General features: G+C 64.9%; 22 protein-coding genes. 16 read left to right on the forward strand and 6 right to left on the reverse strand.

The window, feature by feature from the left end; translation table 11 throughout:
- Positions 1-38 precede the first annotated feature (38 nt).
- From rlmN to Q1V43_RS06605, 3 genes are all read left to right on the forward strand, one after another.
- On the forward strand, positions 39-1220 hold the full coding sequence (gene rlmN, locus Q1V43_RS06595; protein WP_300515530.1) for a 23S rRNA (adenine(2503)-C(2))-methyltransferase RlmN: 1182 nt from the start codon (positions 39-41) through the stop codon (positions 1218-1220).
- Positions 1221-1286: 66 nt separating this feature from the next.
- On the forward strand, positions 1287-1439 hold the full coding sequence (locus Q1V43_RS06600; RefSeq protein ID WP_300515533.1) for a hypothetical protein: 153 nt from the start codon (positions 1287-1289) through the stop codon (positions 1437-1439).
- Positions 1440-1574: 135 nt separating this feature from the next.
- A complete protein-coding gene (locus tag Q1V43_RS06605) occupies positions 1575-1769 on the forward strand; it encodes a hypothetical protein (RefSeq protein ID WP_300515535.1) in 195 nt (64 codons plus the stop codon).
- A 67-nt stretch (positions 1770-1836) separates the two neighbouring features.
- Here the strand turns inward: Q1V43_RS06605 and Q1V43_RS06610 are convergent, their stop codons facing one another.
- On the reverse strand, positions 1837-2682 hold the full coding sequence (locus Q1V43_RS06610) for a TIGR00730 family Rossman fold protein (protein WP_300515537.1): 846 nt from the start codon (positions 2680-2682) through the stop codon (positions 1837-1839).
- 164 nt (positions 2683-2846) lie between these two features.
- On the opposite strand from Q1V43_RS06610, the gene Q1V43_RS06615 reads away from it, so the two are divergent.
- Together Q1V43_RS06615 and dapD are read left to right on the forward strand one after the other, a co-directional pair.
- Positions 2847-3446 carry a GntR family transcriptional regulator gene (locus tag Q1V43_RS06615; protein ID WP_300515643.1) on the forward strand — a complete coding sequence of 200 codons (600 nt, stop codon included), beginning with the start codon at positions 2847-2849 and terminating at the stop codon, positions 3444-3446.
- Between the two features lie 109 nt (positions 3447-3555).
- A complete protein-coding gene (gene dapD / locus Q1V43_RS06620) occupies positions 3556-4383 on the forward strand; it encodes a 2,3,4,5-tetrahydropyridine-2,6-dicarboxylate N-succinyltransferase (protein ID WP_300515540.1) in 828 nt (275 codons plus the stop codon).
- Between the two features lie 65 nt (positions 4384-4448).
- Here dapD and Q1V43_RS06625 read toward each other — a convergent pair whose 3' ends face one another.
- Positions 4449-5069, reverse strand: a complete 621-nt coding sequence (locus Q1V43_RS06625; protein ID WP_300515543.1) for a hypothetical protein — start codon at positions 5067-5069, stop codon at positions 4449-4451.
- Positions 5070-5173: 104 nt separating this feature from the next.
- On the reverse strand, positions 5174-5362 hold the full coding sequence (locus tag Q1V43_RS06630; RefSeq protein WP_300515546.1) for a DUF1674 domain-containing protein: 189 nt from the start codon (positions 5360-5362) through the stop codon (positions 5174-5176).
- A 68-nt stretch (positions 5363-5430) separates the two neighbouring features.
- On the opposite strand from Q1V43_RS06630, the gene Q1V43_RS06635 reads away from it, so the two are divergent.
- From Q1V43_RS06635 to Q1V43_RS06680, 10 genes are all read left to right on the forward strand, one after another.
- The gene (locus Q1V43_RS06635) at positions 5431-6675 is read left to right on the forward strand and encodes an RsmB/NOP family class I SAM-dependent RNA methyltransferase (RefSeq protein ID WP_300515549.1); all 1245 of its coding nucleotides are present in this window, start codon (positions 5431-5433) and stop codon (positions 6673-6675) included.
- Between the two features lie 106 nt (positions 6676-6781).
- Positions 6782-8533, forward strand: a complete 1752-nt coding sequence (locus tag Q1V43_RS06640; protein ID WP_300515552.1) for a heparinase II/III family protein — start codon at positions 6782-6784, stop codon at positions 8531-8533.
- A gap of 23 nt (positions 8534-8556) precedes the next feature.
- Positions 8557-10146: a bifunctional phosphoribosylaminoimidazolecarboxamide formyltransferase/IMP cyclohydrolase gene (gene purH / locus Q1V43_RS06645; protein ID WP_300515554.1), complete on the forward strand. Its 1590-nt coding sequence runs from the start codon at positions 8557-8559 to the stop codon at positions 10144-10146.
- A 6-nt stretch (positions 10147-10152) separates the two neighbouring features.
- On the forward strand, positions 10153-10620 hold the full coding sequence (gene lspA, locus Q1V43_RS06650; RefSeq protein WP_300515556.1) for a signal peptidase II: 468 nt from the start codon (positions 10153-10155) through the stop codon (positions 10618-10620).
- Positions 10621-10671: 51 nt separating this feature from the next.
- On the forward strand, positions 10672-11205 hold the full coding sequence (locus tag Q1V43_RS06655) for a DUF3035 domain-containing protein (RefSeq protein WP_300515559.1): 534 nt from the start codon (positions 10672-10674) through the stop codon (positions 11203-11205).
- Positions 11206-11316: 111 nt separating this feature from the next.
- A complete protein-coding gene (locus Q1V43_RS06660) occupies positions 11317-12657 on the forward strand; it encodes a pitrilysin family protein (protein WP_300515562.1) in 1341 nt (446 codons plus the stop codon).
- Positions 12658-12662: 5 nt separating this feature from the next.
- Positions 12663-13970, forward strand: coding sequence for a pitrilysin family protein (locus Q1V43_RS06665; RefSeq protein ID WP_300515646.1), 1308 nt, complete (start codon positions 12663-12665; stop codon positions 13968-13970).
- Between the two features lie 97 nt (positions 13971-14067).
- Positions 14068-15942: a DNA mismatch repair endonuclease MutL gene (gene mutL / locus Q1V43_RS06670; protein WP_300515565.1), complete on the forward strand. Its 1875-nt coding sequence runs from the start codon at positions 14068-14070 to the stop codon at positions 15940-15942.
- On the forward strand, positions 15939-17159 hold the full coding sequence (rmuC, locus tag Q1V43_RS06675) for a DNA recombination protein RmuC (protein WP_300515569.1): 1221 nt from the start codon (positions 15939-15941) through the stop codon (positions 17157-17159). Before mutL ends, rmuC begins: the two co-directional genes overlap by 4 nt.
- A 67-nt stretch (positions 17160-17226) precedes the next feature.
- Positions 17227-17619: a DUF3775 domain-containing protein gene (locus Q1V43_RS06680; protein ID WP_300515571.1), complete on the forward strand. Its 393-nt coding sequence runs from the start codon at positions 17227-17229 to the stop codon at positions 17617-17619.
- An 86-nt stretch (positions 17620-17705) separates the two neighbouring features.
- Here Q1V43_RS06680 and Q1V43_RS06685 read toward each other — a convergent pair whose 3' ends face one another.
- Genes Q1V43_RS06685 through Q1V43_RS06695 form a run of 3 tightly spaced genes read right to left on the reverse strand, consistent with a single transcriptional unit; the run spans position 17706 to position 20561 of the window.
- Positions 17706-18848: a saccharopine dehydrogenase family protein gene (locus Q1V43_RS06685; RefSeq protein ID WP_300515574.1), complete on the reverse strand. Its 1143-nt coding sequence runs from the start codon at positions 18846-18848 to the stop codon at positions 17706-17708.
- A 2-nt stretch (positions 18849-18850) separates the two neighbouring features.
- A complete protein-coding gene (locus Q1V43_RS06690) occupies positions 18851-19900 on the reverse strand; it encodes a saccharopine dehydrogenase (RefSeq protein WP_300515577.1) in 1050 nt (349 codons plus the stop codon).
- 10 nt (positions 19901-19910) lie between these two features.
- Complete coding sequence (locus Q1V43_RS06695) at positions 19911-20561, reverse strand: histidine phosphatase family protein (protein WP_300515580.1); 651 nt, start codon at positions 20559-20561, stop codon at positions 19911-19913.
- Between the two features lie 220 nt (positions 20562-20781).
- Between Q1V43_RS06695 and fdhF the strand changes: the two genes are divergently transcribed.
- The gene (gene fdhF, locus Q1V43_RS06700; protein ID WP_300515582.1) at positions 20782-23547 is read left to right on the forward strand and encodes a formate dehydrogenase subunit alpha; all 2766 of its coding nucleotides are present in this window, start codon (positions 20782-20784) and stop codon (positions 23545-23547) included.
- Positions 23548-23628 lie beyond the last annotated feature (81 nt).

Below are 23628 nucleotides of genomic sequence, written 5' to 3' on the forward strand. Positions count from 1 at the left end.
GCGGTATAGACTGCGCCCCTGACCTCAGGAAATGCGCTATGACCTCTGATGCACCGATCACCCAGGATGTTCTGACCATCCCCCGCAAGGCCCCGGAAGGCGACAGGAAGAACCTTGTCGGCCTCACGCGCGAGCAATTGCGCGAGGCGCTGATCGCGGCGGGCACGCCGGAGAAACAGGCCAGGATGCGCAGCGGACAGGTCTGGCAATGGATTTATCACTGGGGCGTGCGCGACTTTGACGCGATGACCAACCTGGCGAAAGCCTACCGCGCGCTGCTGGCGGAAAACTTCGTGATCGAGATCCCCGAGGTCATCCGCCGTCTGGTGTCCGAGGATGGCACCCGCAAATACCTTGTGCGCATCGCCGGTGGACACGAGGTCGAGGTGGTCTACATTCCCGAGGAAGGGCGCGGCACCCTGTGCATTTCCAGCCAGGTGGGCTGCACCTTGACGTGCAGCTTCTGCCACACCGGCACCCAGAAACTTGTGCGCAACCTGACCTCTGCCGAGGTGGTCGGCCAGATCATGGTGGCGCGCGACGATCTGGAAGAATGGCCGGTGCCGGGCGCACCGAAGGACGAAACCCGGCTTCTTTCCAATATCGTGCTGATGGGCATGGGCGAGCCGCTCTACAACTTCGAGAATGTGCGCGACGCGATGAAGATCGCGATGGACCCGGAAGGGATCAGCCTCAGCCGCCGCCGCATTACCCTGTCGACCTCGGGCGTGGTGCCGGAAATCGCCCGCACCGCCGAGGAAATCGGCTGCCTCTTGGCGATCAGCTTCCACGCCACCACGGACGAGGTGCGCGACGTGCTGGTGCCGATCAACAAGCGCTTCAACATAGAAACGCTGGTTGCGGCTTTGCGCGACTACCCGCGGCTGACCAACTCGGAACGCATTACCTTCGAATATGTGATGCTGGACGGGGTGAACGATACCGACGAGGACGCGCGGCGTCTGCTGAAACTGATCGAGGGCATTCCGGCCAAGATCAACCTGATCCCGTTCAACGAATGGCCCGGGTCGCCCTACAGGCGGTCCTCGAACAACCGCATCCGTGCCTTTGCCAACATCATCTATCAGGCGGGCTATGCCAGCCCGATCCGCAAGACGCGGGGCGATGACATCATGGCGGCCTGTGGCCAGTTGAAGTCCGACACCGAACGTCAGCGCAAGTCCAAACGCCAGATCGAGGAAGAGGCCGGACTGCGCTGAGCATGGCTCTCATACTGGTGCGTTTTCCTTAACGGAGGATTCACCAAAGGGCGGGATCATGCGGGCATGGAATCGATCACGTTCAACCTCCCCGCCCCCACCCTTGACGCGCTGAAAGAGATTTCGGAGCGCGACAAGATTTCCGTCGCCCAGATCCTGCGTGCCGCTATCGTCAAGGAGGTACACAGGCGCAAACCCGAAGAGCTGGTCGCGACCTGACGCCCGCCGGGCGGGAAACAGTCCCGCCATCTGGCCGCACTGTTTCCAGATGCCCCACAAAGGCCCGATTTGCGCACATTTTCCGCCATTCTGCCGGGAGAAATTACCCTGGAGCAGACAAGAAGGAGAATTCCCATGCGTCGGAATGAACAAGCCAGCATCCTCGATTTCGTCATCAAGCAGCGCGCCCATGTGCTGAGCTTTCGCGAATGGAAACACCGCCTGGCCGGATTCGGCTTCTCGATCGAGGAAACGGAAGTCGGTCACGTGATCACCAAGCTGCCCAGCCACCGCCGCGTGTGCCGCCTGCCCGAGCAGTTCTGCGCCTGAAGCCTGGCGCCGGACGTCACGCTGGCGACCGGACCAACGGTCGGACCGACGGGGTATTGCCGGGGGCTCAGCGCCCGGGAATGGCCCCGCGCATTTCGCCCTTGCCATCCCAGTCCGCGATCGCGTCGACCGCCTCCTGCGCGGTTTCGACGTAGCGGAACAGCTCCAGGTCCTCGTCCGAGATCGTACCGGCGGCGGCCAGCGCCTTCCAGTTGATGATTCCCTGCCAGAAATCGCGTCCGAACAGAAGGATCGGCACCCGTTTCATGCGGCCGGTCTGGATCAGGGTCAGGCTTTCGAACAGCTCATCCATGGTGCCGAAGCCGCCGGGAAAGATCGCGATTGCTTCCGCACGCATCAGGAAGTGCATCTTGCGGATTGCGAAATAGTGGAAGTTGAAGCAGAGGTCGGGCGTGACATATTCGTTCGGCGCCTGTTCATGGGGCAGGACGATATTCAGCCCGATCGACACGCCACCCGCGTCCCGGGCGCCGCGGTTGCCGGCCTCCATCACGCCGGGACCGCCGCCTGTGACCACCACGTTCTTGCGATGGCCGTTATGCTTGGCGTCCAGGGTCATCAGGCGGGCGAATTCGCGTGCCTCATCATAATACTTCGACAGGTTCGCCAGGGTTTCGGTCCGCGCATCGCCCTTTTTCGCGGGTTCCGGGATGCGCGCGCCGCCGAACAGGACCACGGTCGATTCGACCCCATATTCCTGCATCAGCATCTCGGGTTTCAGCAGTTCCAGCTGCAGGCGAACGGGCCTGAGCTCGTCGCGGCACAGGAAATCCTGGTCGTCATAGGCCAGCCGGTAGGCCGGTGCCCGGGTCTGCGGAGTGTCGGGGGTCTTGTGGGCCTGTTCCCGATCCTGGTGGCTGTCACGCAACGGGTGTTTGCGATCGTCTTTCATATGCACGTTTCCTGTCTACTCGAACTCTCTCAAGACCTAGCGCGTGGGCGCTAACATGGCCAGACACCCCGTGTCACCTTCCCGCGATTTCCCTGTTGCCGTTGGCGTTTTGTGGTTTTATCTATTATCTCGGATTTTGAGGGATGCCGATGACCACCACGACGATGAGCGCCACCATGGCCGACAACATCTATGCCGCGCTGAGCGCGCGGATCGTGGCGGGGGAGCTGCCGGCGGGCGAGAAGCTGCGCCAGGACCATATCGCCCGGGAATTCGGCACCAGCCACGTGCCGGTGCGCGAGGCGTTTCTGCGGCTGGAGGCGCACGGGCTGGCGCAGAGCCAGCCGCGCCGGGGCATGCGCGTCACCGCGCTGGACCCGGAAGAGGTGCGCGAGGTGATCGCGATGCGCGTGGCGCTGGAGACCCTGGCCCTGACCCATGCTATTCCGCGTCTGACCGCGGCCGACCTGCGGGCGGCCGACACCGCGCGCATCGCCTGTGACGCGGCCGAGGACATGGCAGAATGGGAGGTGAAAAACCGCGCTTTCCATCGCACGATCCTGACCCCCTGCGCGATGCCGCGGCTGCTTTCGACACTTGACGACCTGCACATCGCCTCGGCCCGTCATTTCCACGCTCATTGGCGCCACAAATGGGTGCAGCGTGTCGACAAGGACCACGCCGCCATCCTTGGCGCGATGCAGCGGCGTGACGGCCAGGCGGCGGTCGAGCTGCTGCGCCGCCACCTGAAACGGGTGCGCTGAGCCCCCTCCTGACGCTTTCCCGCCCCGTCACGACGTTCGCGGTGATTGCGAAACGGGGCCGTGGCCCTTAGAAGCGGTGCGAATCCAAACAAGCGACAGGGAGCGAGACATGTCGAACGCCCAACTGGAAACCGCGATCGAGGCCGCCTGGGAGGCGCGCGACACGATCACCCCGTCGACCGGCGGCGAGACCCGCGAAGCGATCGAGGACACGCTGAACGCACTGGACTCGGGCCGCCTGCGAGTCGCCGAACGCCGGGAGAACGGTGACTGGCACGTGAACCAGTGGGCCAAGAAGGCGGTGCTGCTGGGCTTCCGCATCAAGGACATGGAAATCCACGATGGCGGCCCGCAGGGCGCCGGATGGTGGGACAAGGTCGATTCGAAGTTCAAGGGCTGGGGCGATCACGAGTGGACAGAGGCGGGCTTTCGTGCCGTACCCAACTGCGTCGTGCGCAAATCGGCCTATATCGCCCCGGGCGTGGTGCTGATGCCCAGCTTCGTGAATCTGGGTGCCCATGTGGACGAGGGCACCATGGTCGATACCTGGGCCACCGTCGGCAGCTGCGCGCAGATCGGCAAGAACGTGCACCTGTCGGGCGGCGTCGGCATTGGCGGCGTGCTGGAACCGATGCAGGCCGGTCCGACCATCATCGAGGACAACTGTTTCATCGGAGCCCGGTCCGAAGTCGTCGAAGGCTGCATCGTGCGTGAAGGCTCGGTCCTGGGCATGGGCGTGTTCATCGGCCAGTCGACCAAGATCGTCGATCGCGAGACCGGCGAAGTGATGTATGGCGAGGTGCCGCCCTATTCGGTGGTCGTCGCCGGTTCGATGCCGTCGAAGAACGGCATCAACCTCTACTGCGCGGTGATCGTGAAGCGGGTGGACGAGAGAACCCGTTCGAAAACCGGAATCAACGAGCTGCTGCGCGACTGATCGCAACTGCCGAAAAACTCAAGGGCCGGTGCGCGAGGCGTGCCGGCCTTTTTTGTGCGGGGGGGTTACAATTTGCTTTGTGGGACAAGCCGGTCGAACGGGTCATTTGCCAGGCGGTCGGGCAGGGGCTTGGGTTCCTCGAAATCCGGCAGGTAGAGCCCCTGGGTCCAGCGTTCCGGCAATCGCGCGAACATGCGTTCGAGGCGCCGGCTGAGCCGCGCCGCGCGGGCGCGGAGAGCCTCGGCGCCGTCCGGGTCACGCTCTTTCTTGCTCTGGTACCAGGCAAGGATCAGTTCCGCGACGCGATCCGGGCCCAGCGAGAAATAGGTAATCAGCCCGACCATCAGGACAAACAGCGCCATGCCCAGAACCGCCAGGGGGCGCAGGATGATGATCAGGACCAACATTGCCAGGGCCAGACGGCGCGGCGCCTCGGGTTGGGCAAGGAATGCCTTGACCTGCTCCAGCAGGCTGAGGGCGGCAGTGGCCAGGAGGCTGGCTTGTTTCGGGTGTGGGGCGGGCGTGGTTCGGACCGGCGCCGTGTCGGAACTGTCCTCGGCCGCGGGCATCACGCTGGCCGGTTCGGCGACCGCATCCGCCCTGCGGCGTGGCTGTATTTCGATCATTTTACGAATGGCATCGAGATCCGGATCGTCTCCGACCTCGGGTTTCGGCGTTCCGTCCATCTGTCACCTCTTGCGCGGTACGCAGGCGCCCCCAGGGTTGTAATCTACCGGGGATTGATGGCCAAATTGTGGCGACAGGCGCAGGTCGGGATCAGACGCCGGGATCAGAAATCGATCGCGATGCCCTTTTTTTCCCAATCGCCGAACCGGGCCGGGTCCGGCCCCTCGCGCCCGCCGTATTCCTTGGGCAGGTCCCGGGCCTCGGCTTCGGCCTTCTTGCGGCGTTCCTCGGCTTCCGCGAGTGCGCGGAGCGCGGCGGGGGGCAGGTCATTGCGTTCGGTGTCGGCAGACATGTGAGCTTCCTTGAGGCCGTAACGCCTTTGATATAGGCCGGTCGGCGAGAAAAGGCAAAGGACGGCAGATGGTATCGGACGCGGCAAGACCCCGCAAACTGGCGGTGGACCTGATGGGCGAGGTGATCGAGGGCGGGCGGCTGCTGTCCGAAGTCATGCCGCGCCGGTTGGAAAAGCTGCCGCCGGAGGAGCGCGCGCGGACCCAGCGGCTGGTGTTGGAGGCCTTTCGTGGCATGGACCGCGCCGACCGCCTGCTGGGCCCGTTCCTGAAGAAACGCCCCTCGGTGCGGGTGCTGAACATCCTGCGGCTGGGCGTGGTCGAGATCTGTTCCGGGGGCGCTGCCCATGGCGTGGTGAACGCCTGTGTCGAGATCGCCAAGGCCAATGTCGAGACCCAGCGCCAGGCCGGGCTGGTCAACGCGGTACTGCGCAAGGTGGATGTGGCGAAGTGGCAGGATTTGCCGGTGCCACGCCTGCCCAAGTGGCTGCGCAAGGTGCTCGTGGCCGATTTCGGCAAGGAGGCCGTTGCGGCGATCGAAGCCGCGCATTTCGCAGGCGCGCCCTTGGATGTGACGCCGAAGGGGGATGTGGCCTTTGGCGAGGCGCTGCCGACCGGGTCCAGGCGCCTGCGCGACTATGGTCAGGTCTCGGCGCTTCCCGGTTTTGACGCGGGGGACTGGTGGGTGCAGGACGCCGCCGCCGCGTTGCCTGCCAAGGTGTTGGCGCCGGCAAAAGGCGCGCGTGTGCTGGACCTCTGCGCGGCCCCCGGCGGCAAGACGATGCAGCTTGCGGCAATGGGGGCGGAGGTGACAGCCGTCGATATCTCCAGATCGCGCATGGCCCGGGTGGAGGAGAACCTGAACCGCTGTGGCCTGTCCGCCAATCTGGTGGTGTCGGATGCGCTGGAATACGAAGCCGAACCTTTCGACGCGGTGCTGCTGGATGCGCCCTGCACCGCCACCGGTACGATTCGCCGCCACCCGGACCTGCCCTATGCCAAGGATGGCAGCGATTTCCCGGCCCTGTTCGAACTGCAGGAATACCTGATCGACCGGGCGCTGGGCCTGCTCAAACCCGGCGGGCGGCTGGTGTTCTGCACCTGTAGCCTGCTGATCGACGAGGGCGAGGAACAGGTGCGCGATGCGATGCTTCGCCATCCGGAACTGGAACTGGACCTCGATGCGCTCGACCTGCCCGGGGTGGAGCCGGACTGGATCGGACCAGAAGGGCTGCGCCTGCGCCCGGATTTCTGGGCCGACAGGGGCGGCATGGACGGGTTCTTCATCACCGCCTTTCGCGCGACCGTTTCGTAACCCCGAGGATAGCGCATGACACCCGGCGCCAAGCGGCGTATGCTTGCCGTCAAACAGGCTCGCAAAGGGCGGTGACAGAGCAGACAGGTAGTCACGGGGCGCGCAGGTGTCGAAACATCAGGATGTCTTTTCGCGACGGCGGGTGCGCTGGGCGAATCGGTGGCACGCCCGCCGGGCCGCCCGGGCGCAACCGGCGACAGGTTTCGTGTCGCAGCCCGAACCGCGCACCATCGGCGCCTTTGCGCGGGGCAAGCAACTGGTGGCGGGAAACTTCCTGTTCGCCGGGCACCATGTCGCGGACCCAGATGCCTCGATCTGGCAGATTGCTGCGCCGACTCCTGAATTCGCCGAGGAATTGCAGGGTTTCGCCTGGCTCGATGACCTGGCTTCTCTGGGGGATTACGAGGCACGGATACGGGCCCAGGCCTGGCTGGCAGAGTGGATTGACCTCTATGGCGGCGGCAAGGGGCCGGGCTGGACGCCGGACCTGACCGGGCGTCGACTCATTCGCTGGATCAACCACGCGCTGTTTTTGATGCGCGGGCAGGAGCAGGGCGACAGTTTCGATCTTTTCCGTTCACTGGGGCAGCAGACGATCTTCCTGTCGAAACGCTGGCACGCCGCCTCGCCGGGGCTGCCCAGGTTCGAGGCGCTGACAGGGTTGATCTATGCGGGCCTGTCCCTCATCGGGATGGAGGAACATGTCGAACCCGCGATGCAGGCACTGGCGCGGGAATGCGCCGACCAGATCGACGAGCAGGGCGGTATTCCGACCCGCAACCCCGAGGAACTGCTGGAAGTCTTTACGCTGCTGAACTGGGCGGCGATGGCCCTGTCCGAGGGCGGGCGCATGGCGGCGTCGGACCATCTGGCAGCGATCGAGCGCATCGCCCCCACGCTGCGCGCCCTGCGGCATTCGGACGGGGGGCTCGCGCGGTTTCACGGTGGCGGACGCGGGTTGGAGGGGCGGTTGGACCATGCGCTGGCCATCTCCGGCGTGCGGGCCACGGCGAATCTGGGCCTGTCGATGGGATATGCGCGGCTGTCGGCCGGACGGACCTCGATCATCATGGATGCGGCCAGCCCGCCGACGGGCCCGGCGTCGGCCAATGCCCATGCCTCGACCCTGGCCATCGAAGTCACCTCGGGCCGCCGCCCGCTGTTGGTCAACTGCGGCTCCGGCGCGCAGTTCGGCGAGGACTGGCGCAAGGCGGGGCGGGCCACGCCGTCGCATTCGACACTGCAGTTGGCAGGCCTGTCCAGCGCCCGCATCGCCGCTCCGGGCAAGGTCGGCGGGGTAGAGCACACCCCGCTGGTTGAGGTTCCGGGCGATGTGCGAATCCAGCAGGTGAGCGATGACGGCGTGTCCGGGTTCGTCGCGGGTCACGATGGTTATGTCGGCGTCAACGGGCTGACCCATATCCGCCGGATCGAACTGACCGTGGACGGGCGCGACATCCATGGCGAGGACACGGTGGCGGCCATCAGCGACGAGGAACAGCGCCACTTCGACCACGCGCTCGACCGGGCTGCGCTGCAGGGGATTCCGTTCAAGATCCATTTTCACCTTCACCCGGACGTGGATGCCGAACTGGATCTGGGGGACACCGCCGTCTCGCTGGTTCTGAAAAGCGGCGAGATCTGGGTGTTCCGCTACGACGGAATCGGCGATTTGACGCTGGAAAGCTCGGTTTACCTCGAAAAGAACCGTCTGAAGCCTCGTGCGACGAAACAAATGGTTCTATCTGGCGTCGCAATGGATTATGCGACGCGCATCCGCTGGTCTCTGGCCAAGGCGCAGGACACCCCGTCCGCGATACGCGATCTTGAGGTGGAGGGCCCGGCGGGGCTGCGATAGATAGACCTGAGGGACCCGACGACATGACCGACCTGACACCCGTGCGCCGAGCGCTGATTTCCGTTTCCGACAAGACCGGGCTGACCGAGCTGGGCAAGGAACTGGAGGCCCGTGGGGTCGAAATCCTGTCGACCGGCGGCTCTGCCAAGGCGCTGCGCGACGCGGGTGTTGCGGTGAAGGACGTGTCCGAAGTCACCGAATTCCCGGAAATGATGGATGGCCGCGTCAAGACGCTGCACCCGCGTGTGCATGGCGGTCTGCTGGCGCTGCGTGACAATGCGGACCACGTCGCGGCAATGGAGGAACACGGCATCGGCGCAATCGACCTGCTGGTGGTAAACCTCTACCCTTTCGAGGCCACCGTCGCCGCCGGCGCCGACTATGACACCTGCATCGAGAACCTCGACATCGGCGGCCCGGCGATGATTCGCGCGGCGGCCAAGAACGCGGCCTTCGTGAACGTGATCGTGGATGTGGAAGACTACGCCAAGCTTCTGGGCGACATGGACCAGCACGGCGGTGCGACCTGCCCGAAGTTCCGCAAGAAGCTTTCCCAGAAGGCCTATGCCCGCACCGCCGCCTATGACGCGGCCGTTTCGACCTGGATGGCCGGGCAGCTGGCGCTGGAAGCGCCCAAGCGCCGCGCCTTTGCCGGAGAGCTGAAACAGACCCTGCGCTATGGCGAGAACAGCCACCAGAAGGCAGCCTTCTACGCCGATGGGTCGAACCGCCCGGGCGTCGCCACCGCGCGTCAACTCCAGGGCAAGGAACTGTCCTACAACAACATCAATGACACCGACGCGGCCTTCGAGCTGGTCGCGGAATTCGACCCCGCCGTGTCGCCCGCCGTGGCGATCATCAAACATGCCAACCCCTGCGGCGTGGCCGTGGGCGAAAGCCTGGTGGACGCCTACCAGAAGGCGTTTGACTGCGACCGCACAAGCGCTTTCGGCGGCATTGTCGCGCTGAATCAGCCGCTGGATGCTCAAACCGCCACCAAGATCGTCGAGATCTTTACCGAGGTGGTGATTGCCCCCGGTGCCTCGGATGAAGCCATTGAAATCTTCGCGGCCAAGAAGAACCTGCGCCTGCTGTTGACCGATGGCCTGCCGAACGTGCGCGAGCCGCTGACCGCCTACAAGCAGGTTGCGGGAGGGACGCTGGTGCAGGACAAGGATGTGGGCTACGTCGGAAAGGATGACCTGAAGGTCGTGACCCAAAAGGCCCCCACCGACGAGCAGCTGAATGACCTTCTGTTTGCCTGGAAAGTCGCCAAACATGTGAAATCCAACGCCATCGTCTACGTCAAGAACGGGGCCACCGTGGGTGTCGGCGCAGGTCAGATGAGCCGCCTGGACAGCGCCAATGTTGCCGCCGCCAAGGCCGAACGCATGGCCGCCGAACTGGGTCTGGACGAGAGCCTGGCCAAGGGCTCGGCAGTGGCGTCGGACGCGTTCTTCCCCTTCCCTGACGGGTTGCTGGAGGCCGCTGCCGCCGGTGGCACCTGCGTGATCCAACCCGGTGGCTCGATGCGCGACAAGGAAGTGATCGAAGCCGCGGACGAGGCCGGTCTGGCCATGGTCTTTACCGGCATGCGCCACTTCCGCCACTGAGGTACGATGAAACACCTGAGCTTATATGCAGTTCTGGCCCTGGTCATCGACCAGGCCAGCAAACTGTGGATTCTCAAGGGCTTGAGCCTGGAAACCGTGGGCCGGATCGAGGTCTGGCCTCCGTTCCTCGTCTTTCAGATGGCGTGGAATCAGGGCATCAATTTCGGCCTGTTCGGCGGCGATGGTGCCGCCACCCGCTGGCTTCTGATCGGCGTGGCCCTGGCAATCTGTTTCTGGGTCGGGCTCTGGGTCCGGCGTGGCATGAACAGCGCAGGGCAGATCTTTGCCGGGTTGCTGATCGGCGGAGCACTGGGCAACGTGCTGGATCGGGTGATTTACGGTGCCGTGGTCGACTTTCTGAACATGTCCTGCTGCGGCTTCGCCAACCCGTTTTCCTTCAACACCGCGGATGTTTTCGTTTTCATCGGCGTCTTCGGTCTCGTCCTCTTCGGGAAGGATGAAAACGCCACGTGACCTCGTCCCGGCAATGGGGTAGAACTCGGGGAAATTGACAAGGGAGGTTCCATGCGGACCGTTCTGGGCAAAACTCTTTTGATCGTCTGTGTCCTGGCCACCGTGGGGGCCTGCAGCCGGCGCGAGCCGGACCTGTTGAATTTCGAGTCGTCGAACGTGGGCCCGGACGAGTTTTCCGTCCTGCCGACCAAACCGCTGGAAGCGCCCGAGAATTTCGCGGAGCTGCCCGCGCCGACGCCTGGCGGAACAAACCTGACCGACCCGACCCCGCGCGCCGACGCCGTGGCCGCGCTGGGAGGCAACCCCGCACGGTTGAGCAGGGGGGCGACGGCCGGGGAATCGGCCCTGATTGCGCACGGCTCGCGCTATGGCACGGCGGGCGATATCCGCACCGTTCTGGCGGCCGAGGATCTGGAATGGCGCAAGCGCAACAACGGCCGTGTGCTTGAACGTCTGTTCAACGTGAACCTGTATTACCGCGCCTACGAGAAGATGCAGCTTGACCAGTACGCCGAACTTCAGCGCCTGCGTGCACGGGGCGTCTGGACGCCGACCGTGCCGCCGGAAGAAACTCTGGCGCGCTGAGGTGGCGGACGGTGCGCCTGCCGTCTGTTAACCCTGATCACATGATCGTTGGGCGGGGTTGAACCCTGCGCATCCGGGCACAATTCTGTCCGGCAACACGGGAGCTATTCTATGAAACGACTTCTGTCCCTCGCGGCGTCCCTGGCCGCCGTGCTGACCAACCCGGCCCTGGCGCGGGAGGTCACGGATTTCACCCTGGACAACGGCATGCAGGTGGTGGTGATCGAGGATCACCGCGCCCCGGTCGTGGTCAACATGGTCTGGTACCGGGTTGGTGCCGCCGACGAAGCGTCCGGAAAATCGGGTATCGCGCATTTCTTCGAACACCTGATGTTCAAGGCGACCGACGAGCTGGAAAGCGGCGAGCTGTCGCGTATCGTCGAGGCCAACGGCGGCTCGGACAATGCCTTTACCAGCCAGGATTATACCGCCTATTTCCAGCGCGTCGCGGCGGACCGGCTGGAACTGATGATGCAGATGGAAGCGGACCGGATGCGCGACCTGACGCTGACCGAGGAAGAGGTTGCGACCGAACGCAACGTGATCCTTGAAGAACGCGCGACCCGGACCGACAGCGACCCCGGCGCGCTGTTTCGCGAGCAGATGAACGCGGCGGCCTATCTGAACCATCCCTACGGCGTACCGATCATTGGCTGGCGGCATGAGATTGAACAGCTGGACTATGCCGACGCCCTGTCCTTCTATCGAACCTATTACGCGCCCAACAACGCCATCGCGGTGATCGCCGGTGACGTGGACCCCGAAGAGGTCCGCGCCCTGGCCGAAAAGTATTACGGCGTGTTGGAGCCCAGCCCGGACCTGCCCGAGAGGGCGCGCCCGCAGGAGCCTCCGCAGCTGGCCGAGCGCCGCCTCAGTTTCTCGGACCCGCGGGTCGGGCGGCCCTATCTGGTGCGCCGCTACCAGGCACCGGAGCGGGATCCGGGGGATCAGGAAACCGCCGCCGCGCTGGTCTACCTGGCGGAAATCCTGGGAGGCGAGGGGGCGACCTCGGTGCTGGGCCGGGCGCTGCAGTTCGAGAATCCGAAAGCGGTCTTTACCTCGGCGGGCTACCGGGGCACCTCGTTGGATGATGCCAGCTTCAGCCTGGTCGCCGCGCCGGTGGACGGGATCAGCCTGGAAGAGATGGAGGCGGCGATGGACGCGGTCATTGCCGGGTTCTTCGAGACCGGCATCGACCCGGAGCAATTCTCCCGCCTGAAGATGCAGCTGCGCGCCTCCGAGATTTATGAACAGGACAATGTACAGACCCTGGCCGATGAATACGGGCGCAGCCTGACCTCGGGCCTGACGCTGGAGGATGTCGCCGCCTGGCCGGACGTGCTGCAGGCCGTCACCGAAGAAGAGGTGATGGAGGCCGCGCGCATGGTGTTCGATCGCCGCCGGTCGGTGACTGGTTTCGTGCGGCCCGAGAATGGGGAGATGACCCAATGAACCGCCTGACCCTGACCCTGTCGACCCTGCTTCTGGCCCTGTTCGCGGCGCTGCCCGCCCGGGCCGAGGTGAAAATCCAGGAGGTGACATCCCCGGGCGGTCTCACGGCCTGGCTGGTCGAGGAACCTTCGCTGCCCTTTCTGTCCCTGGAGATCCGGTTTCGCGGTGGGGCCTCGTTGGATCTGCCCGGAAAACGCGGGGCAACCAACCTGATGGCGGCGCTGATCGAGGAAGGCGCGGGCGAGCTGGATGCACGGAGCTTTGCCGAGGCGCGCGACGGGCTCGCGGCCTCCTACCGGTTCGATGTGTATGACGATGCACTGTCGGTCTCTGCCCGGTTCCTGACGGAAAACCGTGATGCGGCGGTGGCGCTGCTACGCTCCGCCCTGACCGCGCCGAGGTTCGACCAGGCTGCCATCGACCGTGTGCGCGGCCAGGTTCTGTCGAACCTGCAATCCCGCGCAACCGACCCGATGGAAATCCTGGGCGAGGCCGCCGACCGGCTGGCCTTCGGCGACCATCCCTATGGCAGCTACCAGGGGGGCACCGTGGAAAGCGTTACCGCCCTGACCCGTGACGATGTCATCGCGGCTTTCAAGGGCGCCGTAGCACGCGACCGCATCTACCTGGGGGCGGTGGGTGACATTACCGCCGAGGAACTGGGTCTGCTGCTGGATGAGCTGTTCGCGGGCCTGCCCGAAACCGGAGCGCCGATCCCCGCGCCCGTGCCCTATGGCCTACCCAAGGGCGGCGTCACGGTCATCCCTTTCGATACTCCGCAATCCATCGCCCGCTTTGCCCACACCGGCATTACCCGCGACGACCCGGATTTCTTCGCCGCCTATGTGTTGAACGAGATTCTGGGCGGCGGCGGCTTCAATTCGCGGCTGATGGACGAGGTGCGCGAGAAGCGCGGGTTGACCTATGGCATTTCCACCTACCTCGTGGCGAAGGATCTGAGCGAATATGTGACCGGGCAGGTCTCGTCGCAAAATGCGACCATGGGCGAGGTCGTCGATGTGGTCCGCGCCGAATGGCGGAAGATCGCGACCGAGGGCATCACGGCCGAGGAGCTCTCTGCCGCGCAGACCTATCTGACCGGGGCCTATCCGCTGCGCTTTGACGGCAACGGGCCGATTGCCCGCATCCTGGTGGGCATGCAGATGGATGACCTGGGCATTGATTACATCGCCACGCGCAACGACAAGATCCGTGCCATCACGCTTGAGGACATCAACCGTGTGGCGGCTCGGATCTATGACCCGGACGCGCTGCATTTCGTCATTGTCGGCCAGCCTGAAGGGGTGGAATGACCCGCCTGTGACCGCCACTGCCCGGCCCTGTGCCGGGTGGTGGATTGTCCCGTTTTTTCATGGCAGAATCGGCGCGGAACGTGCTAGGTTTTGTGTTATGCACGAACCAGACCCCCAAATGAGCGGTTATCCACAGGGCGACCGCCCCATTATCCGACAACTGGACGATGCCGCGATCAACCGGATTGCGGCGGGTGAAGTGGTGGAACGCCCGGCCTCCGCCGTGAAGGAGCTGGTGGAGAACGCCCTGGACGCGGGCGCCAGCCGGGTGGAGGTCTGTTACGCCGATGGCGGCAAGACGCTGATCCGGGTGACGGACAATGGCTGCGGCATAGCCGCCGGGGATCTGCCGCTGGCCCTGTCACGCCATGCGACCTCGAAGATCGACGGCTCGGACCTGCTGAACATTCACACCTTCGGGTTCCGGGGCGAGGCGCTGCCCAGTCTGGGCGCGGTCGGCCGGCTGTCGATCACCTCGCGAATTCCCGGTGCCGAAGCGGCCGTGATTCGCGTCGCGGGCGGCAAGATGGAGCCGGCAAAGCCCGCCGCCCTGTCCGAAGGCACGGTGGTCGAACTGCGCGACCTTTTCTTTGCCACCCCGGCGCGGTTGAAGTTCCTGCGCACCGACCGGGCCGAGGCCCAGGCGATCACCGATGTGGTCAAGCGTCTGGCGATGGCGGAACCGCATGTGGGCTTCGTTCTGCGCGACGTGTCCAGCGGCGGCGAAGGGCGGATCACCTTCCGCGCGGACCCGGAAACCGGAGATATGTTCGATGCGCTGCATGGGCGGCTGGCGACGATCCTGGGCCAGGAGTTCGCCGAGAATGCCCTGGCGATCGACGCCACCCGCGAGGGGCTTCGCCTGACCGGATATGCCGCGCTGCCGACCTATTCGCGCGGCGCGGCGGTGGCGCAGTTCCTGTTCGTCAATGGCCGTCCGGTGAAGGACAAGCTGCTGACCGGGGCCCTGCGCGCGGCCTATTTCGATTTCCTGTCCCGCGACCGCCACCCGGCGGCGGCGCTTTTCGTGTCCTGCGATCCGCACCTGGTCGATGTGAACGTGCATCCGGCGAAATCCGAGGTGCGTTTCCGCGAGCCCGGCGTGGCGCGAGGCCTGATCGTTTCCGGCCTGCGCCATGCGCTGGCGAATGCGGGCCACCGCGCGTCGACCACCGTGGCCGGTGCGACCCTGGGGGCGATGCGACCAGAACCCACGGCGGGCACCGCGCCGCGCGTCTACCAGATGGACCGCCCTTCGCCCGGCGCCCTGCGCATGTCCTACCAGGCGCAGGCTCCCCTTCCGGATGCGCCGGGTTTCGCCGAAATCTCGACCCCTTCGGCCCGGTTCGACCCGGTCGTGGAAGAGCCCGAAGCCCTTCAGCCCGTCGAGGCCCTGCCGCTGGGCGCCGCCCGCGCGCAGCTGCATGAAAACTACATCATCGCCCAGACCGAGACCGGCATCGTCATCGTCGATCAGCACGCGGCCCACGAACGGCTGGTCTACGAAAAGCTGAAACGCCAGATGGCCGAAAACGGCGTGGCCAGCCAGGCGCTGCTGATCCCGGAGATTGTTGAACTGTCCGCCGGTGACACCGCGCGGCTGCTGGAGGTGGCGGACGACCTCGCCATGCTGGGTCTGATGATCGAACCCTTCGGCGGATCGGCGATAGCCGTGCGCGAGACCCCGGCAATCCTGGGCGAGGTGAACGCCGGAGACATGATCCGCGACGTGCTGGACGAACTGGCCGATCTGGGCGACAGCCAGACCGTTCAGGCCCGAATCGAGGCGGTGCTGAGCCGCGTTGCCTGCCATGGCTCGGTCCGCTCGGGCCGCTGGATGCGCGCTGAAGAGATGAACGCGCTTCTGCGCGAGATGGAGGCAACACCCCATTCCGGCCAGTGCAACCACGGGCGGCCCACCTATGTGGAGTTGAAACTGGCGGATATCGAACGGCTGTTCGGGCGCACATGATCCAGATCGGCACACAGGAGATCACCTTCGAACAGCTGGCGCTGGCGGGGGGCGCATTGGCGGTTCTGCTGCTGTTGCTGGTGCTGCGCCGGGCGGGACGCTCGGCCCGGGTGGCGGAGGACCTGGCGGGGCAGATCGGCGGGCTCGGCCAGGCGGTGCAGGTGCTGGCGCAGGGGCAGGACCAGCTTTCGGGCGGGTTGCGCAATGTCTCGGACGCCCAGACCACCGGCCAGGCGCAGATGATCCAGACCATGGAAACGCGGCTGGCCCAGGTGCAGAGCCAGATGAACGACCGGCTGCATGAAAACGCCCTGCGCTCCGCGCGGTCGCTTGCCGAGATGCAGGAGCGCATGGCCGAGAACCTGCAAGGTTCCGCGGTGAAAACCACGCAAAGCCTGACCCAGTTGCAGGAGCGGCTCGCGGTGATCGACAAGGCGCAGGAAAAGATCACCCGCCTGTCGGGCGACGTTCTGTCCCTGCAGGACATCCTGTCGAACAAGCAGACGCGGGGCGCCTTCGGGGAAATCCAGCTCAATGACATCGTCTCGAAGGCGCTGCCGGCCGACAGCTATGCGCTGCAGGCGACTCTGTCGAACGGCAAGCGGGCGGACTGCCTGATCCACCTGCCCAACCCGCCCGGGCCGATCGTGATTGACGCGAAGTTCCCGTTGGAGGCCTATGAAGCCCTGCGCGCCGCCGAGGGCCCGGCCCAGATGCAGGAGGCCGCGCGGGCGATGAAAACCTCGGTGCGCAAGCACATCAAGGACATTTCCGGGAAATACATTCTGGAAGGTGAAACCGCCGAAGGCGCGCTGATGTTCCTGCCGTCGGAAGCGGTCTATGCCGAGCTGCACGCAAATTTTCCCGAACTGGTACGCGAGGGGTTTGCCGCGCGGGTCTGGATCGTCTCGCCCACCACATGCATGGCAACGCTGAACACGATGCGGGCGATCCTGAAAGATGCGCGAATGCGCGAACAGGCGGGGGCGATCCGCAAGGAATTGGCCCTGCTGTCGGCGGATGTCGGGCGGCTGGGGGATCGGGTCGAAAACCTGGATCGGCATTTCCACCAGGCGTCGAAGGATATCTCGGACATCAAGATTTCTGCCGAGAAGGCCGGGCGGCGGGCGCAGCGTCTGGACAATTTCGACTTTGAAGAACTGGCACCGGATGCGGGTGCCGAGGTTGTGCCGCTGGCCAGGTCCGATAACGAATAGGCCTTCCCCTTGGCCCGTGGCTTTGGCAAGATGAGGTCGCCCAAGTGCAGAAGAAGGATCGGAAAAGATGCTGGAAATCAGCCCCCGCAAAGTGGCCCGCGTGATTTTGCGCGCGCGTGAACTTGGCTCGAAAGTGGGCCGGTGGGACACGCCCGGCGACGTGGCCGACGCCGATTCGATCCTGGAAAACCGGTCCTCGGATGGAACCGAAGCCGAACTCAGATCCTATATCGCGGACCTGAACAATGACGAACAGGCGAGCCTGGTGGCGATTGCCTGGATTGGGCGCGATACGTTTGATGCGGCCGAATTGGCCGAGGCGATCGAAACGGCAAAGGCGGAAAAGACCTCGCCGACCGAGGATTACCTTTTGGGCATGCCGCACCTGTCGGACTACCTGGAGGCCGGTCTGGAGGCGCTGGGGCACAATGTCGAGGAAGCCGGGCAGGGGATTTTCTGAGAGAACCCGTCGGCAAGATCCCATTGGAACGTAAACGCCGTCCGGGCCGGGCGGCGTTGTCTTTTGTCGGACCCCGCGGGGTCCGATCACCCGGTGTGATCCACCACCTCGAGATGCTGCGCCAGCCCGTCGATGACCTCCATCCATTCCCGGACAAGGGCCGGTTCAGACGGGGCGGCCGTGACGCCCGGGTAGATGCGCCGCTTGAGCACGCTTTCCACGGCCATCGACACCGGGACAGACACCAGCCGCGCCATCGCCGTGCCATGCTCGTCCCCCCATGCATCCATCACGTAGGTCTTGTGATAGGCGGTTTTACCGTCCCTTTCCGCCTTCAGCGCGACGCAGAGCACCACGCGATCCGGCTCGCCCTCATCATAGGCGTTGTCGGTCCAGAACTGGTCCGACATTTCCTTCAGGCGCGCATCGCCTTCCGGACCCGACAGGGTTTCGATTTCGGTAAACACGTCACCCCAGGCCGCGGCCCAGCCGTTCAGCCGCAGCGTGCCGCGCACGAACTGTTGCACCCTCCAGGCCGGATCGAACCTGTAATCCTCCATGAAGGGGATCGAGTCGCGGTTCGGGTAGACCTCGAAGCTTTCCGCCTCGGGCAGCGGGGCCTCGTAGCTGGAAATCGCGTCCCAGGGCCGCGCCACGTCAAACTCGGCGAAGTCACGGATCGATTTCGAGGGCGAACGCAGCGCCTTCAACACGCCCAGGGGCGACCAGCTGAACTTGTAGCGGAACGGGTTGGCGTGTTTCGGGATGCCGCCGCAATAGCTTATGAAACTCAGGGCGTTATCTGCGTCACAGGCGTCCGAGGCGCGATAGTCCGCCACCAGCCAATGGGCCATCAGGTGGTCGATGCCCGGATCCAGTCCGACCTCGTTGACGCAGGCAACGCCCGCTGCCTTTGCGGCCGCGTCCAGCGCGCGCATCTCGGGGGCGATATAGCTCGACGAGACAAAATGCGCGCTTTTCGAAATGCAGAGCTCGGCCAGCGGCACGTGCCAGTCGCCGGGCAGCATGGACACCACAACGTCGCCCGGCGCCAGCACGCTGCCCAGCGTGTCGATGTCGAAGGCGCGGATGTCACCCGCGATGTCGCCCACCGCCTCCTGCGCCTTGTCGACGGTCCGGTTCCAGACAGTAACTACGTGGCCCCGCTCGATCAGGCGACGCAGGCCGGGGATGGCCGACAGGCCGGTGCCACACCAATGAATGGTCATGTTCAAACTCCCTGCATGTGTGTTTTGAATGTCGCTTCGGCCCGGCCCCAGACACCCGCGTCGAGATCGCCCAGCGTCAGGAGCGACGGCAAGAGCTGCCCGGCGTAGTCGACCGAGCTTTCCACCGGCAGCATCGAGGGCAGGTTGTCGATCGCCATCACGTCCAGCACCGGGGCATCGGCCACGCGCAGCGCGGGCGCGGCCCAGCTGGTGGCGCGGTCATAGACCGGGATCGGGTTGTAATCGCTGTCCGGGTCACAGGCGACGTCGCCGATGGCGGTCAGTTTGCGGTCGGCGGTCAGGGCCTCCTGCGGTACGAAGACCGGGGTGCCGGGACGGGCGAGTATGCAGTTGATGAACAGGTCGTGATCCAAGATTTCCGGGAACGGCCCGCCATGGGCGGTCTCGGCCATGTCCCATTTGGTCACGGTGATCCCCATTTCGGTCAGCAGGTCCGAGGCGCCGGTGCCCACCCGACCCAGCGCGCCGATGACGATGGCGGTGGGGGTGTCGAAACCGGCGATTTCGTGCTTCAGCTCGGCAACCAGCGCGTCCCTGCCCGGATAGGCGCCAACCGGCGGACAGACCTGCCCACGTTGCTGCGCGGCCCAGGTTTTCAGCGTCACCGCAGCACCGGCAAAACCCGCCCAGTAGCCGAAGGCGGCAACCCGGCGGCCGTCCTCGTTCACCAGATATTCCAGATCGTAGAGTGTGCCGCCGCCGGCCTTGAACCGCTCCAGCAGGGCACGGCCGGAGTGCTGGCCCTTGAAGGCATGGCCGAACATGATGTGGCGATGGGGCAGGGGGGTGCCGTCCTCGGGCAGCTCCTTCAGGCCGAAGATGATCGCATCGGCCGGGGCTTCGGGCCAGCTGTTTTCAGCCGCCAGCTCGCAGCCCGCGTCGATATAACCCTTGAGCGGAATGGCACGGACCGAGCTTTCCTCGACCGTTACACGAATTCCTTTTGTGATCAGGGTCTTGGCGCCCTCGGGTGTCAGACCCACGCGGTCCTCGTTCGGGCGCTGTTCGGCGCGAACCCAGAGATGTGTCATGTTTTCTCCCTCAGAAATGCGTCTGCGCCACGTGGCGCTCGGGGGCCTCAAGGTGGGGCACCGCGTTGAATTGAGTCAGCGTCAGACCGACCGGCAGCAGGTGCATCTTGTGTACCGACGAATTCATGATCGGCAGAATGGCCCTTGTAAAGGGGCCGATATCGAGCCCCATCACCACCCGCGTCGCCATGCCGATGAAACCGCCCGAGGTAAAGGCGATGACATTGTCGCCGGTCCCGGCCAGTTCGTGGATCACCTCGGAGACCCGGGTCTGGAAGTCGTGAAAACTTTCCGCCACGCCCTCGATCTTGCCCTCCTGCCAGGCCGAGAAGGTCAGGGGAAGGTGGTCGATGAACTCCTCATGGGTCGAGGGCACGGCGATGCCGAATTGCGCGTGCATGCGTTCGGAGAGGTCGAAATAGCGCACCTCGTTCAGACGTTCGTCGACGGTGTATGTCTGAGCGCCCCATTCCTCGGCGGTTTGCCGGTGGCGGTTCAACGAGCCGGTAACGACCTTGTCGAACCCGGCCCCGGTCGCGCGCATGTGTTCCCCCAGCCATCGCGCCTGCTGGCGGCCCAGATCGGACAGGCGGTCATAGCCGGTCTCGGTCGTGGCCGTATTGTTGGCCTGGCCGTGGCGAATGAGGGTGAGGCTGGTCATGGAACGCTCCGATCTGTTGGCGCATTGGTAGGCGAGGGTCTGGCAAGGGGAAAGGGCGGATGCCTCCGGCGGGGATATTTTTTGGCAAGATAAAGACCCGGGGGCCCGGATCGGTTCGGGTGTGGTCGCTCTGGCGCAAAAAGCGCGTGGTTTGTCGGCTTTGGAGGACTGCGACCCCGGCGGGCATGGTGTATACTGCCCGGACCACGCGGAGGCATGCATGTCAGACGGAATCAAATTCACCCTGGACGGGCGCGAAGTTGTCGCGCGCGATGGCGAAACCATCTGGGAGGTCGCCAAGCGCGAAGGCACGACCATCCCGCACCTGTGTCACAAGGACCAGACCGGGTATCGCTCGGACGGCAATTGCCGGGCCTGCATGGTCGAAGTCGAGGGTGAGCGCACCCTGACGGCCTCCTGCGTGCGCGCGCCCGCCGAGGGCATGGTGGTCAGTTCCGACAATGCCCGCGCCAAGACCGCGCGCAAGATGGTGATGGAAATGCTGGTCGCCGACCAGCCTGCCCGCGAAGAGGCGCATGACACCTCGTCGCATTTCTGGGACATGGCCGAGGCGCAGGGCGTGACCGAGAGCCGTTTTCCCAAGCTGGAAGAGGGCCGAATTCCGCTGCTGGACGACAGCCATGTCGCGATGCGTGTGAACCTGGATGCCTGTATCAGCTGCAACCTCTGTGTACGCGCCTGTCGCGAGGTCCAGGTCAATGACGTGATCGGCATGGCCGGGCGCGGCCATGATGCCTATCCGGTGTTCGACCAGGCTGATGACATGGGCGCCTCGACCTGCGTGGCCTGTGGTGAATGCGTTCAGGCCTGCCCGACCGGCGCGCTGATGCCCGCCACAGTTCAGGCCGACAAGCAGGATTTCGACAAGGAGGTCGAAAGCGTCTGCCCGTTCTGCGGCGTCGGCTGCCAGGTCTCGATGAAGATCAAGGGCGACAAGGTCGTGCATGTCGAGGGCATCAACGGCCCCGCAAACGAAGGTCGCCTGTGTGTCAAGGGCCGCTTCGGCTTCGATTACATCAACCACCCGCATCGCCTGACCAAGCCGCTGATCCGCAAGGACGGCGCCGAGAAAGGCCTGAACGTCGATCCCGCCAACCCGCTGACCCATTTCCGCGAAGCGACCTGGGACGAGGCGCTGGACGTCGCCGCCAGGGGTCTGATGCGCCTGCGCGACGAACATGGCGGCGAGGCCGTGGCCGGGTTCGGCTCCGCCAAGTGCACCAACGAAGAAGCCTACCTGTTCCAGAAATTCATCCGCCAGGGTTTCGCCCATAACAACGTGGACCACTGCACGCGCCTGTGCCACGCCTCCTCGGTGGCGGCGCTGTTGGAAAACGTCGGATCGGGCGCGGTGACGGCGAGCTTCAACGAGATCGAAAACGCCGATGTGGCGATCGTCATTGGGTCGAACCCGATCGAGAACCATCCCGTCGCGGCCACATATTTCAAACAGTTCACCAAGCGTGGCGGCAAGCTGATCGTGATGGACCCGCGCGGCGTCGGCATGGGGCGTTTTGCCACTCACCGCCTGCTGTTCAAGCCGGGCGCGGATGTGTCGATGCTGAACGCGATCATGCATGTGATCGCCGAGGAAGGTCTGCAGGACGATGACTATATCGCCAGGCACACCGAGAACTGGGAGGCGATGCGCGAGCATCTGAAGGCTTTCTCGCCCGAGGACATGGAAGAGATCTGCGGCATCCCGGCCGAGGAGCTGCGTGCCGCCGCCCGCACCTTCGCGGCGGGCAGGAACGGCATGATCTTCTGGGGCATGGGCATCAGCCAGCACACCCACGGCACCGACAATTCCCGCTGCCTGATCAGCCTGGCACTGATGACCGGCAATGTGGGCCGTCCGGGCACGGGCCTGCACCCGCTCAGGGGCCAGAACAACGTGCAGGGGGCCTCGGACGCGGGGCTGATCCCGATGTTCTATCCGGATTACAAGCCGGTCGGCGACCCGGAGGTCCGCGCGAAATACCAGGCGCTCTGGGGCACGGACAACCTGTCGCCCGACAAGGGTCTGACCGTGGTCGAGATCATGGATGCCGTGCATGATCGCAAGATCAAGGGCATGTATATCCTGGGCGAAAACCCGGCCATGTCGGACCCGGACGTGACCCATGTGCGCGAGGCGCTGGAGCGGATGGAATTCCTGGTCAGCCAGGACATCTTCCTGACCGAGACCGCCAGCTATGCCGATGTGGTCCTGCCCGCCGGCGCCTTTGCCGAGAAACGCGGCACCGTGTCCAACACCAACCGGACCGTGCAGATGGGCCGCCCCGCCGTGCCGCCGCCTGGCGAGGCGCAGGAGGACTGGTGGATCACCACCGAGCTTGCGCGCCGCATCGGTCTGAACTGGACCTACGAACATCCGCGCGATGTCTATGCCGAGATGGAACAGGCGATGCCGTCGCTGGCGAACATCACCTGGGACCGTCTGGAGGCGCAGAACGCGGTGACATACCCGTCGCTCAGCCCGGAAGATCCCGGCCAGGCGGTCGTGTTCGGCGATGGTTTCCCGCGCGAAGGGGGCCGCGCGCGTTTCACCCCCGCCACGATCATTCCGCCTGCCGAACTGCCGGATGACGAATATCCGATGGTGCTGACCACCGGCCGTCAGCTGGAACACTGGCACACCGGTTCGATGACCCGCCGGTCGGTGGTGCTGGATGCAATCGAACCGGAAGCGAACTGTTCGATGAACCCCAAGACCCTGCGCGACATGGGTGTGGAACCGGGCGGCATGGTGCGCCTGACCACCCGTCGTGGTTCCGTCACCGTGATGGCGCGGGCCGATTACGCGATTGCCGAGAACATGGTCTTTCTGCCCTTCGCCTATGTCGAGGCGGCGGCGAACATGCTGACCAACCCGGCACTGGACCCCTATGGCAAGATTGCCGAGATGAAATTCTCGGCCGTGCGGGTCGAAAAGGCCAACGATGCGGGGATCGCGGCAGAGTAACTGACTGTCCCATAACGATATCCCGGCACCGGCCGGTGGCGCGCCCCGTGGAATTCCGCGGGGCGTTGCGACTTATTCCTT

Source organism: Aliiroseovarius sp. (genome assembly GCF_030148435.1).
Lineage (GTDB): Bacteria > Pseudomonadota > Alphaproteobacteria > Rhodobacterales > Rhodobacteraceae > JASBTN01.